Source organism: Streptomyces sp. NPDC029956, assembly GCF_055574655.1.
On sequence record NZ_JBVHZJ010000001.1, the window covers coordinates 117,881 to 136,855 of the forward strand.

The window sequence follows — 18,975 nt, forward strand, 5'->3', positions numbered from 1 at the left end:
CTCGCCCCGATGGGCGAGGGGGCACCGGCGTTCCCGCGGTCACACCCCCGGGATCAGGCCCGGCCGAGGATCCAGAGACGGTGGTCCCAGCCGATGTCCTTGCGGTCCTTCACGACCAGGCCCGCGTGCTCCACGAGCGCGGACACCTCGTCGGCCCCCCGCACTCCGGAGCCGAAGGCGCACTTGAGGCGCAGGTGGTGCAGGACGGCGTCGACGTCGTCGGCGTCGGCCGCGGTGACCATCTCCACCAGGATCAGCGTGCCCTCCGGAGCCAGCGCCGCCGACGCCTCGGCGAGGGTGTGGACGGCGTCCTCGTCGGCGAGCCACTCCAGTTGACGGGACATCAGCAGCGTGTCCGTGCCACCGGGAGCGGCCGCGGACTGGGCGACCAGCTCGACCCGCGGCAGGACGTCGCTGTCGAGGATCCGGTCACGCAGCACGCGCAGCGCCGACGGCATGGCCGCGATGCGGGCGCGCAGCGCGGGGAACTCCTTGACCAGGGCGTTGACGACGGTCGCCGCGCCGTGGCCGGTCGCGGTCATCTCGGTGACGGCCGACCAGTCATGGGCCCGGAGCACGCCGGGGGCGATCCACATGGCCTCCTCCTCGACGGCGGCGCGGGCGGTGCCCGCGAGCCTCGGCTCGTCCTCCATCGCGGCCGTCAGGGTCCGCCCGGCGAGCGTGCGGTACCCCGCCTCGCCGGTGCGGACGGTGTGCAGGAGCCCGGAGAGCGAGGCGTCGAACGCCGCCTGGGCGCCCTCCAGGTGGTACTCGTCGGCCGAGTGGTCGTCCTCGACCAACTCCTCGCTCACGGGGGTGAGGTGGTAGCCGTCCTCCCCCGCCGCGAGGAGGTCGATCGAGACCAGGTAGTCGAGCAGCGCCTTCAGGGTGGGCGCGTGGGCCCCGGCCCGACGGGCCAGCTCGTCCGCGTCACGCACCCCACCGTCGACCAGGTCGAACAGACCCAGCGTGACGGCCGTCCGGATCGCGTACCCGGGTGCCAGGTCCGTCAGCTCGTGCAGCCGCTCGTGCGCGTCCCCGTCCTGCTCCACCTCGGCGGTGACCACCGCTTCCCCGTCGGACGGGGCGGCCGGCGCCGGTTCCGTACGCCGCCAGTACCCGGTGATGTGGGTGTGCTCGCGCGGCACCTGACGCTCCGCCACGAGATGACGGCGAATGCCCTTGAGGGTGAGGGTCTCGCCCGCGACCCAGGCGAACACGGTGCCCGGCAGCCACTCGGCCGTGCGGACCGCCTGTTCGAGGAGATCGGTGGTGCCTGCGGGTGCGCCCTTGCGCGACAGCCAGACGATCTCGGCGTCCGCCCGGGTGGGCAGCTCCTGGCGGTGACTGTCGTCGCCGACCTCGATGAAGACGCGGGCCCTGGTGCCCTCGGGCATCTCGGCCAGCCACCGGCCGATCGCGGGCAGGGCGGTCTCGTCACCGATCACGAGCAGCCAGTCGGCGCCCTCGGGGTGACTGTGCGACATCTTCGGTCCGGCGATCCAGGCGCTGTCGCCCGGCTCGGCCCGCTCGGCCCAGGTGGAGGCGATGCCGCCCTCGTGGCGGACGAAGTCGAAGTCGATCTCGCCGGCCTCGGGGTCGTGCCGGACGGGGGTGTAGTCCTTGGCGACGGGACGGCCGTCGGCGGGCCAGTCGAGGCTGCCGACGTTCTGGCCGGGGAGGATCAGACGGCCGGTCTCGTCGGCGAAGAAGAACTTCACGTGGTCGTCGAAGCCCTCGGTGCGCAGGGCGGGCAGTTCGAGTCCGTCCTTCTCGAAGGCGTCGAGCTGGGCTCCGCCGAGGGTGAGGCGCCGCATCCCCGGGGTGATGTTCTCGGCGCGCAGGACGGTCAGTTCCCTCAGCACGATGGGGAAGGTGACGACCGAGCGGGGGCTGCGGGTGGACATGGAGGGGCTCCTTCTGACACTGCGGTGGGCCGGGAAGCGCGGCCGGGCGGACCGGTGGCGTGGAGACGCCGTCCGGTCCGCCGGGCCCGCGCGGGTGGGTGGTGCCGGGTGTGGTCGCTCCCTCGCGGGAGCGGGGATCACGTGCCGGCGACGGCCTTGGCGAGGATGGGGGTCAGCTTCCCGACGATCCACGGGAAGCTGAGGGCGTCGGGGTAGGCGACGGCGGAGGAGAGGGTGTTCTCCGACGGGATCACCGCGTAGTGCCTGCCCTTGACGACCGTGAGGGACTGGAAGAGCTTGTTGCTCTCCAGCTCGGAGGCGCTGAGGAGTCCGTTGTCACCGAAGGGGTACGTCATCAGCAGGACGTCGGCCTCCAGCTCGTCCAGGTTCTCCAGGCTGACGGAGTTCTTGTCCGCCGAGTAGGAGGCGGACCTGGCGGTCTTCTTCAGGCCGATCTGCTCGAAGATCCCCGGGTCCTGGTCGGCGTGGGACATGAAGGTGAGCTGCTCGGGGTGGACGACCGCGTAGGTGTACGTCCTGCCCTTGAACTCGGGGTGCGCGGCGGCCGCGTCGACGATGGCCTTGCTGTTGGCGGCGATCACCTTGTCCGCCTCGGCCGTCATGCCGAGCGCCTTGGCGGCGTTCTTCAGCCGCTCCTGCCAGGTCAGGTTGTCGGCGTGCTTCTTGTCGGCGAAGGTGACGACCGGCGCGATCGGCGCGAGCTTGGCGTAGTCCGTGTCCATGGACCAGGTGTTCATGCCGAGGATGATGTCCGGGGCCTCGGCCGCGATGGCTTCGAAGTCGGTGCCGTCGGTGTCGTCGTACGTCTTGAGCTTGCCGGCGCCGAGCTTGGTGAGGGCGCGCTGCTTGTACTCGGGGACGGGGCCGCCGTCCTCCACGTCCGGGGTGATGACGGGGATCAGACCGAGCGCGAGGGCGATGGAGGTGTCGCCGTCGGAGACGGTGGCCACCTTGAGGGGCTTCTTCTCGACCTCGGTCCTGCCCCAGGCGTTGGTGAGCGTGACCGGGAAGGCGGCCGCGGGGGCGGCGGTGCCGCCGGCCGGCTTCCCGGCGTCGGCCTTGTCGGTCCTGTCGTCCTTGCCTCCGCCGCAGCCGACGAGCAGGGCGGCGGCCGCGGCCGCGGCGATCAGGGTGCGGGCGGTGGACCGTCGGGCGGCTGGTCTTGCGAGGCGGTTCATGGTCAGTTCTCCTGCGAGTGGTGGCGGCCGAGGGGGAAGATCTGCGGCCTTGCCGTGAGGGGGTGGGGGACGACGACGCACCTCAGGCCGAACACCTCGGCCACGGTCTCCGCGTCGAGCACCTCTTCGGGCGTGCCCTGGCGGACGACACGTCCGTCGCGCATGGCGACGATGGTCGACGCGTAGAGGGCCGCCTGGTTGAGGTCGTGGGAGACGAGCACGATGGTCTTGCCCGTCTCTTCGTTGAGTTCTGCGAGGAGGTCCATCACCTCGATCTGGTGGGCGACGTCCAGATAGGTGGTGGGCTCGTCGAGCAGCAGGGTCGGGGTGTCCTGGGCGAGGGCCAGGGCGATCCACACGCGCTGCCGTTGTCCGCCGGAGAGCTGGTCGACGGGGCGGTCGACGAGTTCGGCGGTGCCGGTGGCCCGGAGCGACTCGGCGATGACGGTGTCGTCGTGGGCGTCACGGCGCCGGCCGAACTGGCGGTGCGGGTGGCGTCCGCGCCAGACCAGGTCGCCGACGGTGATGCTCTCCGGGGCGATCGGGGACTGGGGGAGCACGCCGAGCCGGCGGGCCACCTCGCGGGTGGGCAGACGGTGGATGTCGGCGCCTTCGAGGAGGACGGAGCCGGCGGTGAGGGGCAGCATCCGGGCCATCGACTTGAGCAGGGTGGACTTGCCGCAGGCGTTCGGGCCGACGAGCGCGGTGATGCGGCCGGCCTCGATCCGTACGGAGAGGTCCTCGATGACGGGGGCGCCGCCGTATCCGGCGCTGATGCCACGGGCTTCGAGGCGGTGGGCCGCCGCCGCCTCGTCGGCGCGCGGCGGGGTGACGGTCTTCGGTGACCGAGTCTCGGGCGTGTCGGTGTCGGCTGTCACTGGTCTCGCGGCCTCGGTGTCGGTGTCGGCTGTCACTGGTCTCGCGGCCTCGGTGTCGGTGTCGGCTGTCACTGGTCTCGCGGCCTCGGTCTCGGGTCCGTCGGTCCCTGGCGTCCCGGTCTCGGGTCCGTCGGTCCCTGGCGTCCCGGTCTGCGGTGTCGCGGCGTGTGTCACGAGGCTCCCTGCCTGCGTCGAAGGATGAGCCAGACGAAGTAGGGCGCGCCGAGCAGCGCGGTCAGGACCCCGGTGGGCACCGGACTGATCACGGGCGCGTGCTGCGCGAGGACGTCGGCGCCGATCACGATGACGGCGCCGACGGCCGGGGCGACGGCCGTCGAGCGGTCGACCCCCACCAGCCGTACGGCGATGGGCCCGCTGATGAGGGAGACGAAGCCGACGGGGCCGACGACGCTGGTGGCGAGGGCCGCGGCGGCGGCGCCGAGCAGCAGGACGCCGACGCGGACCGTCGTCACCCGGGTGCCGAGTCCTGCGGCGAACCCGTCGCCCAGGGAGAGGGTGCCGAGGGAACGGCCGACGAGGAGGGCGGCGACCAGACAGACGCCGAGGCCGAGGGCGAGGGTGGTGACCCCGTCCCAGTCCGCCGCGTTGGTGCTGCCGACGGTCCAGCGCATGGCGATGGCGATGCTCTGCTGGTCGGCCACGGTGAACAGGTAGTTGGTGTACGCGGTGCAGACCGCGCTCAGTCCGATGCCCACCAGGACGAGCCGGTAGGTGTCGACCCCGCCCCGCCAGCTGAGCAGTTGGACGGCGGCGACCAGGACGAAGGAGCCGACGACCGCGGCGACCGGGACGCCGACGCTGAAGGCCGCTGGTGCGTAGAGGAGCGCGGTCGCGGCTCCGGCGCCCGCGCCGGCCGAGATGCCGACGATGTCGGGGGTGGCGAGCGGGTTGCGGATGAGCCGCTGGTAGAGCGAGCCGGCCAGGCCGAAGAGGGCTCCGGCCAGGAGCGCGGCCAGCGCGCGCGGCATCCGCAGCTGGAAGATCATGTAGTCGGCGAGGCCGGTGCGCAGGCCGAACATGGCGGGCAGGACGTCGGCGGGGTCGACCCGGCCGATGCCGCCGATCAGGACGGAGGCGGCCGTGAGCGCGAGCAGTGCGACGGCGAGCACGGCGGAGACCACGGCGGTGCGGCGGTTGCGGGCGCGACGGCCTGAGCGCAGGTGCGCGACGACGGCGGGCGTGGTCGGTGTGTCCGGGCGCAGGGGCCGGGTGTCGATCGTGGTCATCACATCTTCACCAGGTCGCGGCGACGGGCGAGCCAGACGAAGAAGGGGGTGCCGACGATCGCGGTCATGAGGCCCACCTGGACCTCTCCGTGGTCGAGGATCAGCCGGCCCGCGGTGTCGGAGGCCGTGAGCAGGACGGCGCCGACGGCCATGGAGACGGGCAGGGACCATCGGTGGTCGGGGCCGGTGAGGAGCCGTGCGCAGTGGGCGGCGACCAGGCCGACGAAGGCCACCGGGCCGACGGCGGCGGTGGCCGCGGCGCAGAGCAGGACGGCGATGGCCGCGCCGGCCAGGCGGGCACGTTCGACGCGTACGCCGAGGGCTCGGGCGGTGTCGTCGCCGAGGCCCAGGATGTTGAGGGTGCGGCCGAGGGGCAGCGCGAGCAGCAGTCCGACGATCGCGAAGGGCATGATCTCGCCCATGATCGGGGCGCGCCCGGTGAGTTGGCCGACGGACCAGAACCGCAGGTGGGCGTAGACCTCGTCGTCGCGGATGACGAGGAGGGTGATGAGGGAGGACATCACGGCGGCGAGGGCGACACCGGCGAGCACGAGGCCGACGGCGGAACTGCCCGCGTCGGTGCGGGTGCCGATGAGGTAGACGAGGGCCGCGGCGAGTGCGGAGCCCACGAGGGCGAGCCAGAAGTAGCCGCGTACGTCGGTGACACCGAGGAACATGATGCCGAACACGACGAACATGGCGGCGCCTTGCTCGACGCCGAGGATGCCCGGGTCGGCGAGCGGGTTCGCGGTGAGCGCCTGCATGATCATTCCGGAGGCGCCGAGAGCGGCGCCGACGGCGAGGCCGAGCAGGGTCCGGGGGATGCGTTCGGTCCACAGGACATGGGAGTTGTACGCCTCCCCTCCCGGGTGGAGCAGGATGCGGACGACTTCCGGGGGAGAGATGTCCCGGGAGCCGAGCGCGATTCCGGCCAGCAGGGTCGCGATCACGGCCGCGGTGGCGATCACCGCGACGGTCGCGCCGCGCGAGAGCCGGGTCCGTACCGGTGGCAACGGAGCCCTCACCGGCGGGGACGTATCTGTCATGGGATGTTCCTGTTCCTCACGAGTCGTGCAGCCAGTTAGGTTACCCTTACCTAAGCTCCGACGATCCAAGTGGGAGCTCGACCGATCACACCGAGGGGCCAGGAATCCGTCCCGGCCTCCATGGACCAGGGGGTGGGCCATGGCCCAGGAGAGAACGTCCGCGGCCACGGACGAGGACTTCATCACGGCGGGGGGTCACCCGACCCACACGCACGACTTCCACCAGCTGCTCTACGTGCCCCTGGGGCGGATCTCGGTCTCCACGCCCGGCGTCGCCCATGAGCTCACCCCATCCGTGGCCCTCTGGATCCCCGCGGGCACCCCGCACAGCGCGCGTTTCCACCCCGATTCCCTGGTGGTCGCCGAGCCGTTCGACGCCGACCTTCACGAACTCCCCTACGCGGAGCCCACGGTGATCCGGATCGACGAGGCGCAGCGGCGCCTCCTGCTCGCCCGGACGCGGGGCACGGGGACCGGCGCGGACGAGGCGTCGACCTTCGCCACGCTGACCGGACTCCCGTCCGCCGCCCTGCCCGCGCCCCGCCCGACGAGCGAGTCGGCCCGGTCCGTCGCCGGCGCGCTCCTGCGCAGGCCCGACGACCAGCGGACCGCCACGGAGTGGGCGGAGAGCCTCCACACCAGCTCGACCAGCCTGCGCCGCGCCTTCCGCAACGAGACGGGGCTGGCGTTCTCGGAGTGGCGCACCCGGGTCCGCCTGAACCGTTCACTGGATCTACTGGACCGGGGACACCTGGTGAGCGCGGTCGCGGCACGGGTGGGATTCGTCAGCACCAACGGCTACATCCTGGCCTTCCGGAAGCACTTCGGCTGCACGCCGGGGGCCTGGGTGAAGGGGCGCGCGGAGCACGCCGACTCCCTTCCGGAGCACGTGGCCTGAGTCGCCGTCCGGAGCCATCGGCTCCCCGCGCCGCGGGTCTCGCGTCGGCTTGACACCCCCTCACCCCTCACGGATCTTAGGCTAGCCTTACCTAATTGCTCAGGTGTCAGGGCGGTCGGACTCTCGACCCCGCCCGGCGGTCGGCCCGTTCGGGACGACTCCCCCGCACCACACAGCCAGCCCCCCGCAAGGAGATCCAGCATGACCGCGACCAACCCCTTCGAGGACGCCGACGCCCGCTACCTCGTGCTCGTCAACACCGAGAACCAGCACTCGCTGTGGCCGGCGTTCGCCGAGGTCCCGAGCGGCTGGACCGTCGTGCACGGCGAGGACTCCCGCGAGGGCTGCGCCCGGTACGTCGACGCCCACTGGACCGACATGCGCCCCGCGAGCCTCGCGGCCCGCGCCTAGGCCCTGCCGTCACACTCCCGCCCGCCCCGCGACACCCCCGCCACGAGACCCCCGACACCGGCTTCGGCGCCGGGGGTCCGCGCCGGTACGGACCTCGTCCGTACCGGCCCCACCCGCGCTCAGGCCAGGACGCGCACCAGGACCCGGGAGCCCCGCGCCGGGTCGAGGCGGGCGCGCCATTCCGGGGGCGCCTCGCCCTCGCCGCCCACGACGAAACCGTGGCGCAGGAAGAGCAGCCCGCTGCCGGCGGTCGCGGTGAACACCCGGGACGCCCCCCGGGCCGCGGCCTCGGCGAGCACGGCCCGCAGTAGCGCGGAGCCGATACCGCGCCCCTGGTTCCCGGCCGCCACGCAGAAGTTGTAGAGCACGGCGGCCGCCCGGCCGTGCGCGTCGATACGGCGACGCAACGCGACACAGCCGGCCAGGTCTCCGTGCGCGGTCTCGGCGACGAGGAAGTCCGCCGCGTCTCGGGCGTACCGGCTCGCCGGACGGTCCCGCAGCGCCCCCTCGCGTACGAAGGGCACGGACAGCCGGTGCACGGCGGCGGCGTCGGACCGCCCGGCGGGGCGGACGACGGCGACGGACTCCGACCGGAGGCCCGGGCGGGGCGTGGCTGTGGTCAACGGCTTCTCGCTCTCGTGGTGTTGGAGGCGGCGGGTTCACCGGGACCGTCGCCGCTTGACTCCACCACACCATAGATAGTTAGGTAAGCCTTACCTAACCAAGCCTGCCTCATCGCAGCATTCACAGCATTCGCAGCACTTCACATGTCGGACGGGAAGAGGACACGACCATGGTCGACACGGCCGGACAGCAGGCGTTCACTCGCGAGCGGCTCACGCGGGACGTCGCCGACGTGTTGTACGTCGAGGCCTCGGAGGTCGAGCCGGGTGAGAGCCTCATCGAGCAGGGTCTCGACTCGATCCGTCTGATGACCCTGGTCGAGGGCTGGCGCGCGGACGGCGCGGAGATCGGCTTCGTGGACCTGGCCGAACGCCCCACCCTCGACGCGTGGTTCGAGCTGTTGGGCACGACGACGGGAGCACCCCGTGCGCGCCGGTGACCTCCTCATCGACATCGGTCCGCTGCGGACCAGCCGCGAGTTCCGGGCGATCTTCATCGCCCGCGTGGTCTCGCTGTTCGGTCTCGGCATGGCCACCGTGGCCCTCTCCGCCCAGGTCTTCGGCCTGACGCGCTCCACCTTCGGGGTCGCCGTCTCCAGCATGATCATGAGCATCACCGTGCTCGTCGGCTCCCTGTGGGGCGGCTGGATGGCCGACCGGACCGACCGGAGGACGCTGATCCTCTGGGCCCGCGGCTCCGCCGCGCTCGCCTTCGCCGGCCTCGCGGTCAACGCCTTCCTGCCCGCCCCGGAGCTGTGGGCGATCTACCTCTGCGTCGCCTGGGACGGACTGGCCACCGGAGTGAGCGTCACCGCGCTCATGGCGGTCGCGCCGACCCTGGTCCGGCCGGACCAACTGCCCGCCGCCGGCGCACTGATCTCCCTCACCGGCGAGATCGGCTCCGTCACCGCCCCGTTCATCGGCGGCATCCTGCTCGCCGTCTCCGGCCCCGGACCGGTGTTCGCCTTCACCGCGGTCACCACCGGCATCACCACCCTGCTGCTGCTCCGGCTGCGCCCGCTGCCCCCGTTCGAGGACGAGGACGGGGACGACCCCGACGGCGCCGAGGACTCGGGTTCGCCGCTCGCCGCCTTCCGGTTCGCCGTGCGCAACCGCGTCGTCGGCGGCCTGCTGGCCCTCGGCGGGGTGAACGCGGTGTTCAGCCTGCCGGTCGTCCTCTTCCCCGAGCTGGTCTACACGGAGTTCGGCGGCGGCGACGTCATGCTCGGCGTGCTCTACACCGCTCCCGCCGTGGGCGCCGTGCTCGTCTCCGCGACGAGTGGCTGGATCACCCGAGCCGCGCGCCCCGGACGGCTGCTGCTGACCGCGGCGTTCGTCGGCGGCCTGGCCGTCATCGGCTTCGGCCTGAGCGGCAGCGCCACCGTCGCCTACGTGATGCTGGTGGTGGGCGGCGCGGCCGGGACGGTGTACGAGATCCTCGAGTACGCCCTCGTCCAGCACAACACCCCGGACCGGCTGCGTGGCCGGATCGTCAGCGTCGTCACCGCCCAGGGCACCACGGGCGGCATTCTCGGTGACGTCGAAGTGTCCCTGGTGGCCCGCTGGTTCAGCCCGGCCGGCGCCGCCGTCGCGAACGGCGCGATCTGTGCCGTCGCCGCCGTGGTCGTGGCCGTCACCGTCCCCGGACTGCGCAAGGCGACCCTGCCCCGCGAGGAGCCCGACGACGACGCGCCGCCCACCGGCGGCAGCGAGGCCCCGGTCCCCGCCGGGGACGTCCGGCCGGCCGCCGCCTGACCCCGGCCGGAGAACCCGCGCCGACGGGCACCGCCACCGGGCGCCCCGCGCCTTCCCCGGCCGCACTCCCCTCCGCCTCCCCCACTCCCCTCCTCGCCTTTTCCTTCCCACGGACGGACACCGATCCGCCGCGGGTGAACCTGGAGCAAGATCCATGACCGAGCGTGCTTTGCGGCGTCTCCCCCTCACCGGGGCTCAGACCGGTGTCTGGTACGGGCAGCGGCTCGCCCCCGACTCCCCGGTCTACAACGTCGGCCAGTACGTCGAGATCGACGGCACGCTCGACGTGGACCTCTTCGAGGCGGCCGTCCGCCGCGTCGTCGACGAGTGCGAGGCCCTCACCGTCCGCTTCGTGGAGGACGAGTCGGGCACCCCCTGGCAGATCCTGGCCGAGGGGCCCTGCCGGGGACCGGTCCTGGAGGTGGTCGACCACCGCGCGGAGCCCGACCCCACGGCCGCCGCGCTCACCCGGATGCGCGCCGACATGGGCACGCCGGCCGACCCGGCCGGCTCGCCGCTCTTCGCGTTCGCCCTGCACATCGTGGCCCCCGGCCGCACCCTCTGGTACCAGCGCGTCCATCACATCGCGCTCGACGCCTACGGCTTCTCGCTGGTCTCCCGTCGCACCGCGGAGGTCTACTCGGCACTCGCGCGCGGCGAGGAGCCCGGTCCGACCCCGTTCGGCCCGCTGTCCGCCGTACTGGACGAGGAGAGCGCCTACCGCGCCGGCGCGCGGTACGCCGATGACCGCGCCCACTGGCTGGCCCGCCTCGAAGGCCGCACCGCCCACGAGCCGCTCTCCGGCGCCTCGTTCCCGGCGGCGCCCGACTTCCTGCGCGCCGAGGCCGTCGTCGGCCCCGAGGCAACCGCCGGACTGCTGGCCCTCGCCCGGGCCACGCGCTCCACCTGGGCCGATGTGGTGACGGCCGCGTTCGCCGCCTTCCTCTACCGCTCGACCGGCGACCGCGACGTGCTCCTGTCGCTGCCCGCGATGGCCCGTCTCGGCTCCGCCTCCCTCACGGTCCCGGCGATGGTCGTCAACGTGCTCCCCCTGCGCGTCGCGGTACGGCCCGGGCAACCGCTGGCCGAGCTGGTCGCCGCGGTCGCGGACGGCATCCGCGACCTCCGCCGCCACCAGCGCTACCGCGCCGAGGACATCCGAAGGGACCTCGGTCTCGTCGGCGGCGACCGCGGCCCGCTCGGTCCCATGGTCAACGTGAAGGCCTTCGACAACGCCCTCGGCTTCGCCGGCGCCCCCGGGGCCGTGCACAACATCGCCGCCGGGCCGGTGGACGACCTCACCCTGGCCGTCCGCCACGACGCCACCGAGGGCCGCATCCGCCTCGAACTCGACGCCAACCCCCTGGCCTACGACGCCGCTTCGCTCGCGGCGCGGACCGCCGAGTTCGCCCGCTTCCTCACCGAAGCCGCGACCGCCGGCCCCGACACCCCCGTCGGCCGGCCCGACCTGGTGGACGCCGAGCGGCGGGCCGCCCTGCGCGATGCGGCCGCCGTCACGGAGCGGGAGATCGAGTCCGGCACGGTCGTGGACGCCTTCGCCGCGCGGGCCCTCGCCCACCCGGCGGAGACCGCCCTGATCGCGGGCCGGGACGAGCTCACGTACGCCGAGCTCGACGCCCGCGCCAACACGCTGGCCCGGCTGCTCGTCGCGCACGGCGTCGGACCGGAGTCCTTCGTCGGCCTCGCCCTGCCGCGCGGCACCGATCTCGTCGTCGCCGTCCTCGCCGTCCTCAAGGCCGGCGGAGCCTATCTGCCGCTCGACCTGGACTACCCGGCGGACCGCCTGGAGTTCATGGTCCGCGACGCCCGCCCGGCCTGTGTGCTCACCACCCTCGCGGGGGCGGCGGACGCCCCGGACGTACGCGGCACCGAGACCGTCGTCCTGGACGCGCCCGACACCCTGGCCGCGCTCGCGGACCTCTCTCCCGCCCCGCTCGACGCGGCCGAGGCGCCCGCGCTCTCCGGCGACCACCCGGCGTACGTCATCCACACCTCGGGCTCCACCGGACGCCCCAAGGGAGTCGTCGTCCCGCACGCCGCGCTCGCCAACTTCCTCCGGATGCAGGCCCACGAGCTGGCCATGGCCCCCGGCGAACGGCTCGTCGCCGTCACCACGATCTCCTTCGACATCGCCGCGCTCGAACTGCACGTCCCGCTCATCAGCGGCGCGACGGTGGTGCTCGCCGACCGTCACACCGTCCGCGACCCGGCCGCGCTCGCCGCCCTGGTCGACACCCACCGGCCCGCGGTCATGCAGGCCACGCCGTCGCTGTGGCACGCCCTCCTCGAGGACGGCCGGCCGGAGGGCCTCGGTACGACGAGGGTCCTCGTCGGCGGTGAGGCGCTGCCCGCCGTCCTGGCCGAGCGACTGACCCGTACGGCCGCGTCCGTCACCAACGTGTACGGGCCGACCGAGGTCACCGTCTGGGCCACCTCCGCCGTCCTGCCGCCCGACCACACCGGCACCCCGGACATCGGCCTCCCCTTCTGGAACACCCGCGCCCACGTCCTCGACGGCGCGCTGCGCCCCACCCCGGACGGCCGTCCCGGCGAGCTGTACCTCGCGGGCGCCCAGCTCGCCCGCGGCTATCTCGGCCGCTTCGCACTGACCGCCGAGCGGTTCGTCGCCGACCCGTACGGCCCTCCCGGCAGCCGCATGTACCGCACGGGCGATCTGGTGCGCCGCCGCCCCGACGGCCGCATCGACTTCCTCGGCCGTGCCGACGACCAGGTCAAGGTCCGCGGCTTCCGCATCGAACTCGGTGAGATCGAGAGAGTTCTGACGGATCGTCCGGGAGTCGCGCGCGCGGTCGTCGTGGTGCGCGAGGACGTGCCGGGATCGCAGCTCCTCGTCGGGTACGTGACCGCCGCCGACGGCGGCGCCCCGGACGCCGACGCCCTGCGGCAGGCCTCCGCCGAGCGACTGCCCGCGTACATGGTGCCGTCCGCCGTGGTGGTCCTCGACGCCTTCCCCCTCACCGCCAACGGCAAGATCGACCGCAGGGCGCTGCCCGCCCCCGACCTCGCCGGGCCGGCCGCGGCAGGCGGCCGGGTCCCGCGCGGCGCGCGCGAGGAGATCGTCACCGGCGTCTTCGCCGACGTCCTGGAGATCGGGTCGGTCGGTCCCGACGACGACTTCTTCGACCTGGGCGGTCACTCGCTGCTCGCCGGCCGGGTCGCGGCCCGGGTCCGCGGCGCCCTGGGCACCGCGTGCGGGGTCAGGGACGTCTTCGAGGCCCGTACACCGGCGATCCTCGCCGAACGCCTCGGCGCCCGTGCGGAGTCCCCGGCCCGGCCGGCGCTCACGGCCGGCGACCGGCCCGAGGTGCTGCCGCTCTCCCACGCTCAGCGCAGGCTGTGGTTCCTCCACCAGCTGGAGGGGCCGAGCACCACGTACAACATCCCGTTCGTGGCCCGCTTCGACGAACTCCTCGACACGGAGGCGCTGGACGCGGCGCTGTGGGACGTCGTCGCCCGCCACGAGGCGCTGCGCACGGTCTTCGCCGACCGCGACGGCGAGCCCTCGCAGCGGATCCTCGCCCCCGAGGACGTGGACGTCCGCCTGCGGGTGGAGGAGACCGACCGGGAGCGGTTCGACGCGGTGGTGGAGGGCGCCCTGGGGCACCTCTTCGACCTGGCGGCCGAGGCGCCGGTGCGGGTGACGGTGGTGCGCGACGCCGAACGCGGCACCGACGCCCTGGTGGTCGTGCTGCACCACATCGCGAGCGACGAGTGGTCCATGGGGCCGTTCCTCAAGGGCCTCGAGCAGGCCTATGCGGCGCGCCGTGCGGGCCACGCCCCGGACTTCGCCCGGCCCGAGGCCGGACTCGCCGTCCAGTACGCCGACTTCACGCTCTGGCAGCGGGACCTCCTCGGCGATCCGGCCGACCCCACGTCCCTCACGGCCCGTCAGGCCGCCTACTGGCGCGACACCCTGGCCGGGCTCCCCGCCGAGCAACCGCTGCCCACCGACCGGCCCCGCCCCACCGTCGCGGGCAACGCGGGCGGCATGGTCCACCGTGAGGTGCCCGCCGCTCTCGCCGCCCACGTCCGCGGGCTCGCCCGCGAGTCCGGCAGCAGCGTCTTCATGGTCGTCCACGCGGCCGTCGCGGCCCTGCTGCACCGCCTCGGCGCGGGCGACGACATCCCCCTCGGCAGCCCCGTCGCCGGCCGCTCGGACCCGGCGCTCGACGCACTCGTCGGCTTCTTCGTCAACACGGTCGTGCTCCGCGCGGACCTCTCCGGCGATCCCGCCTTCACGACGCTCCTCGAGCGGGTCCGCGCCGCCGACCTGGCCGCGCTCGACCACGCCGACCTGCCGTTCGACACGGTCGTGGAGACCGTCGACCCGGTCCGCTCCCTCACCCGGCACCCGCTCTTCCAGACCATGGTGTCGCACAGCACCGTCACCCAGGACGTCCGCGCCCTCTTCGGCCTGGACGCGCGCGTGGACCGGGTCGACCCGGGCGTCACCAAGTTCGACCTCGACATCACGTTCTCCGACACCGCCCACGGCGACGCGCTCGACCTGGAGGTGTTCTACTCCTCCGCCCTCTTCGACCGGGCGACCGCCGAGACGCTCGCCGAGCGGCTGCTGCGCCTCCTCGCACAGGCCGTGGCCGACCCCTCGGCCCCGGTCTCCTCGTACGAGTTGCGCTCCGACGCCGAGCGGGACCTCCTGGAACGGTGGAACGACACCGCCGTCGCCCACTCCGGCCGGAGCGTGGTCGAGGTCCTCGACCGGCAGATCGCCCGGACCCCCGAGGCCGTCGCCCTGGTCGGCGGCGACGAGCGGCTCACCTTCGCCGAGCTCGGCGAGCGCGTCTCCCGGCTCGCGTTGCTGCTCGCCGAGGAGGGTGTGGGCCCCGACGCGGTCGTGGCGCTCGCCGTGCCCCGGTCCACCGACTCCGTCGTGGCCGCCTTCGCGGTCCTCAAGGCCGGCGGCGCCCACCTGCCGCTGGACCTCGACCACCCGGCGGAACGCCTGGAGTACATGCTGCGGGACGCGGGACCCGTCTGCGTCGTCACCACGACGTCCGTCGACGGCGCGGTGCCGCAGCTTCCCGGGGTGGCCCGGCTCGCCCTGGACGACCCGGCGGTACGGGCCCGGCTCGCGGCAGCCTCCGGTCCCGCGCCGCGCACGCCGCGCCCCGACGACCTGGCGTACGTCATCTACACCTCGGGCTCCACCGGCCGCCCCAAGGGCGTCGGCCTGCACCACGCCGGTCTGGCCAACCTGTACCGGGACCACGAGCGCGAGCTCTACCTCCCGGTCGCCCAGCGCCTCGGACGGCGGGTCCGCGCCCTGCACACCGCCTCGTTCTCCTTCGACTCCTCCTGGGAACAGCTCCTGTGGCTGATCGCCGGGCATGAACTGCACGTCCTGGACGAGTACGGCCGCCGGGACGCCGACGCCGTCGTCGCCCATGTCCGCGAGCAGCGGGTCGACGCGCTCGACGTCACCCCGTCGTACGCCCGCCACCTCATCGACGCCGGCCTGCTCACCGGCGCCTGGCGGCCCCCGCTGTTCCTCCTCGGCGGCGAGGCGGTGCCGCCCGCGCTGTGGACCGAACTCCGGGAGATCCCGGGGGTCGAGACCGTCAACTACTACGGTCCCACCGAGTTCACGGTCGACGCGCTCGTCGCCCGCGTGACGGACTGCGCGACGCCCGTCGTCGGCCGCCCGCTCGACAACACCCGGGCCCACGTCCTGGACGCCGGCCTCCGGCCCGTCCCGCCCGGGGTACCGGGCGAGCTGTACCTCGCGGGCGTCCAGAACGCGCGCGGCTACCTGGGGCGGCCCGCCCTCACGGCGGAGCGTTTCGTCGCGGACCCGTACGGTCCCTCCGGCAGCCGCATGTACCGCACCGGCGACGTGGTCCGCCGACGCGCCGACGGCCCGGTCGAGTTCCTCGGCCGCGTCGACGACCAGGTGAAGATCCGTGGCTTCCGGGTCGAGCCGGGCGAGGTCGAGGCGGCCCTCACGGCCCGCCCGGACGTGGCCTCGGCCGCCGTCGTCGTGCGCGAGGACACCCCCGGCGTACCCCGCCTGGTGGCGTACGTGACCGGCGGGGCCGACCCGACGGAGGTCCGCCGGGCCCTCGCCGAGGAACTGCCGGAGTACATGGTCCCGGCGGCGGTCGTCGCCCTGGACGTCCTCCCGGTGAACGTGAACGGCAAGCTCGACCGGGCGGCCCTGCCCGTCCCCTCCCTCACGGCCGCCGAGCCGTCGCGGGCCCCGCGCGGGGAGGCGGAGGAACGACTCGCCTCCGTCTACGCCGAGGTCCTCGGGCTCGCGTCCGTCGGCGCCGAGGACGACTTCTTCGCCCTCGGCGGCCACTCGCTGCTCGCCACCCGGGTCGTCGCCCGGGTCCGCGCGACCGGTGCGGCCTGCTCCGTCCGGGACGTCTTCGAGGCGCGTACGGTCGCGGCGCTCGCGGCCCGCCTCGCGGAGCGCGCGTCGCACACCCGCCCGGTCCTGGCCCGGGCCGCCGAGCGCCCGGAGCTCCTGCCGCTCTCGTACGCCCAGCGGCGGCTGTGGTTCCTGCACCGCGTGGAGGGCCCCAGCGCCACCTACAACATCCCGCTCGCCCTGCGGCTGCGGGGCGTGGTGGACGAGCCCGCGCTGCGAGCGGCGCTCGGGGACGTGGTGGGCCGGCACGAGGTGCTGCGCACGGTGTTCACGGAGATCGACGGCGAGCCGTACCAGCGGATTCTCGCGCCCGGCGAGACCGAGGTGTCCCTCGCGGTCCGGCGGGTGCCGGCCGCCGACCTGCCGGGGCTGGTGGAGGCGGAGGCGACCGAGGTGTTCGACCTGACGGCCGAACTCCCGCTGCGCGCGGTCCTCTTCGGTCCGTCCGACGACAGTGCCTCCGACGACGAGCACGTCCTCGTGGTGCTGCTGCACCACATCGCGACGGACGAGTGGTCCACCGGCCCGCTCCTCGCCGACCTCGACACCGCCTACACGGCCCGCGCCGCCGGCCACGCGCCGGAGTTCGCGGCTCTGCCCGTGCAGTACGCCGACTACGCCCTCTGGCAGCGCGAACTGCTCGGGGACGCGGACGACCAGGACTCCCTGGCCGCACGCCAGGCCGCCTACTGGCGCGAGACCCTCACCGGCCTCCCCGAGGAACTGACCCTCCCCACCGACCGGCCACGCCCCGCCACACCCTCGCACCAGGGCGACACGGTCACGGCCGAGTTGCCCGCCGAGCTGGTGAACGCACTCGACCGGCTGGTCGCGGAGTCCGGCGCGACGATGTTCATGGTGGTGCACGCCGCCGTCGCGACCCTGCTGCACCGGCTCGGCGCGGGCGACGACATCCCCCTCGGCACCCCGGTCGCGGGCCGGGGCGACAGCGCCCTGGACGACCTCGTCGGCTTCTTCGTCAACACGGCGGTCCTGCGGACCGATCTCGGTGGCGACCCCACCTTCGCGGAGCTGCTCCGCAGGGTGCGGGCCACCGACCTCGTCGCGCTCGACCACGCGGACCTGCCCTTCGACGCCGTCGTGGAGACGGTCAACCCCGCCCGCTCCCTCTCCCGTCACCCCCTCTTCCAGACGATGGTGGCGTACGAGGGCGGCGGCCCGGACATCTCCCGCCTCCTCGGAACGGACACCGAGGAGTACGAAGTCCGGGGCGGCGCGGCCAAGTTCGACCTGGAGATCCTCTTCCGGCGTACGGACCGGGCGGGCGAGCCCGGCATGACCTGCGGTGTGCGCTATGCCACGGACCTGTTCGAGCGTTCCGGCGCCGAACGGCTGACGGAGCGTCTGCTCCGGCTGCTCCAGGGCCTGGTGGCGTCTCCCGGTGCTCCCGTGGCCTCGATCGACCTCATGGACGCGGCCGAGCAGCAGCGGCTCGACGTGTGGAACGACACCGCGCGCGTCCTGGACGGGCCGGCGAACCTGGCCGACCTGGTCGCCGCCGGAGCCGTGGACCCGAAGGGACCCGCCCTCGTCTTCGAGGGCGAGGACCTCTCCCGGGCCGACTTCGACGCACGCGTCAACCGCCTCGCCCGGCTCCTCATCGGGCGCGGAGTGGGACCGGAGTCCGTCGTCGGCGTGGCTCTCCCCCGCTCCTTCGACCTGCTCATCGCGATCCACGCCGTCGTCCGCGCGGGCGGCGCCTACCTCCCCCTCGACCTCACCCTCCCCACCGACCGCCTCACCCACATGACGGAGACGGCCGCGCCGGTGTGCGTGCTGACCGACCTCGATCGGCTCGGAGGGCTGCCCCTGGCGTGCGAGGCCGAGCCGGTCGTCCTGGACGCGCCCGAGGTACGGGCGGAGCTGGAGGAGCTGTCGGAGGAGGAGGTGACGGACACGGACCGGGTCGCGCCGCTGCTGCCGCACCACCCGGCGTACGTCATCTTCACCTCCGGCTCCACCGGACGCCCGAAGGGCGTGATGGTCGAACACCGGGCCATCGTGAACCGGTTGGCGTGGATGCAGCACGCGTACAGGCTGACGCGCGCCGACCGGGTCCTCCAGAAGACACCGACCGGTTTCGACGTCTCCGTCTGGGAACTCTTCTGGCCCCTCGCCCAGGGCATCCCCCTCGTCATCGCCCGACCCGAGGGCCACAAGGACCCCGACTACCTCGCCGAACTGATCCGCGCACAGCGGGTCACGGTGATCCACTTCGTCCCGTCGATGCTCCAGGCCTTCCTGGACGGCGGCGACGTGGTGTCGTGCCCGAGTCTGCGGGTCGTCGTGTGCAGCGGCGAGGCCCTGCCCTCCGAGCTCGTGTCCCGATTCCACGCCTCCGCCGGGGATCTCACGATCGCCCTGGAGAACCTGTACGGGCCGACCGAGGCGGCGGTCGACGTCACGGCTGCCCCATGCCCTCCGGGCGGCTCCACCGGCGTCTCGGCATCGATCGGCTCTCCCGTCTGGAACACCCAGGTCCACGTCCTGGACTCCCGCCTCCGACCCGTCCCCGTCGGCGTCCCCGGAGAGCTCTACCTCGCCGGAGTCCAGCTCG

General features: G+C 73.6%; 11 protein-coding genes. 5 read left to right on the forward strand and 6 right to left on the reverse strand.

The genetic code is table 11. The annotated features are described in order from the left end of the window. Nucleotides 1-53: 53 nt before the first annotated feature. The 5 genes from ACZ4XX_RS00420 to ACZ4XX_RS00440 form a co-directional block, all read right to left on the reverse strand. A complete protein-coding gene (locus tag ACZ4XX_RS00420) occupies nt 54-1,907 on the reverse strand; it encodes an SIP domain-containing protein (RefSeq protein ID WP_468505771.1) in 1,854 nt (617 codons plus the stop codon). Nucleotides 1,908-2,044: 137 nt separating this feature from the next. Next, the gene (locus tag ACZ4XX_RS00425) at nt 2,045-3,106 is read right to left on the reverse strand and encodes an ABC transporter substrate-binding protein (RefSeq protein ID WP_468505772.1); all 1,062 of its coding nucleotides are present in this window, start codon (nt 3,104-3,106) and stop codon (nt 2,045-2,047) included. A gap of 2 nt (nt 3,107-3,108) precedes the next feature. Next, nucleotides 3,109-3,882: an ABC transporter ATP-binding protein gene (locus tag ACZ4XX_RS00430; RefSeq protein ID WP_468505926.1), complete on the reverse strand. Its 774-nt coding sequence runs from the start codon at nt 3,880-3,882 to the stop codon at nt 3,109-3,111. A 272-nt stretch (nt 3,883-4,154) separates the two neighbouring features. Continuing rightward, entirely contained in the window at nt 4,155-5,231 is a 1,077-nt protein-coding gene (locus tag ACZ4XX_RS00435) for a FecCD family ABC transporter permease (RefSeq protein WP_468505773.1), read from the reverse strand. Next, complete coding sequence (locus ACZ4XX_RS00440; RefSeq protein WP_468505774.1) at nt 5,231-6,277, reverse strand: FecCD family ABC transporter permease; 1,047 nt, start codon at nt 6,275-6,277, stop codon at nt 5,231-5,233. The genes ACZ4XX_RS00435 and ACZ4XX_RS00440 overlap by 1 nt, the downstream gene beginning before the upstream one ends. 139 nt (nt 6,278-6,416) lie before the next feature. Between ACZ4XX_RS00440 and ACZ4XX_RS00445 the strand changes: the two genes are divergently transcribed. Together ACZ4XX_RS00445 and ACZ4XX_RS00450 are read left to right on the forward strand one after the other, a co-directional pair. After that, complete coding sequence (locus ACZ4XX_RS00445; protein WP_468505775.1) at nt 6,417-7,175, forward strand: helix-turn-helix transcriptional regulator; 759 nt, start codon at nt 6,417-6,419, stop codon at nt 7,173-7,175. 201 nt (nt 7,176-7,376) lie between these two features. After that, entirely contained in the window at nt 7,377-7,586 is a 210-nt protein-coding gene (locus tag ACZ4XX_RS00450; RefSeq protein WP_468505776.1) for an MbtH family protein, read from the forward strand. A 119-nt stretch (nt 7,587-7,705) separates the two neighbouring features. On the opposite strand, the gene ACZ4XX_RS00455 is transcribed toward ACZ4XX_RS00450, so the two are convergent. Then, nucleotides 7,706-8,209 carry a GNAT family N-acetyltransferase gene (locus ACZ4XX_RS00455; protein WP_468505777.1) on the reverse strand — a complete coding sequence of 168 codons (504 nt, stop codon included), beginning with the start codon at nt 8,207-8,209 and terminating at the stop codon, nt 7,706-7,708. A 170-nt stretch (nt 8,210-8,379) separates the two neighbouring features. Between ACZ4XX_RS00455 and ACZ4XX_RS00460 the strand changes: the two genes are divergently transcribed. The 3 genes from ACZ4XX_RS00460 to ACZ4XX_RS00470 form a co-directional block, all read left to right on the forward strand. Beyond that, a complete protein-coding gene (locus tag ACZ4XX_RS00460) occupies nt 8,380-8,649 on the forward strand; it encodes a phosphopantetheine-binding protein (RefSeq protein WP_468505778.1) in 270 nt (89 codons plus the stop codon). After that, a complete protein-coding gene (gene entS, locus ACZ4XX_RS00465) occupies nt 8,636-9,964 on the forward strand; it encodes an enterobactin transporter EntS (RefSeq protein ID WP_468505779.1) in 1,329 nt (442 codons plus the stop codon). The genes ACZ4XX_RS00460 and entS overlap by 14 nt, the downstream gene beginning before the upstream one ends. A 154-nt stretch (nt 9,965-10,118) precedes the next feature. Beyond that, the coding region (locus ACZ4XX_RS00470) for an amino acid adenylation domain-containing protein (RefSeq protein ID WP_468505780.1) at nt 10,119-18,975 on the forward strand (8,857 nt) is incomplete at its 3' end.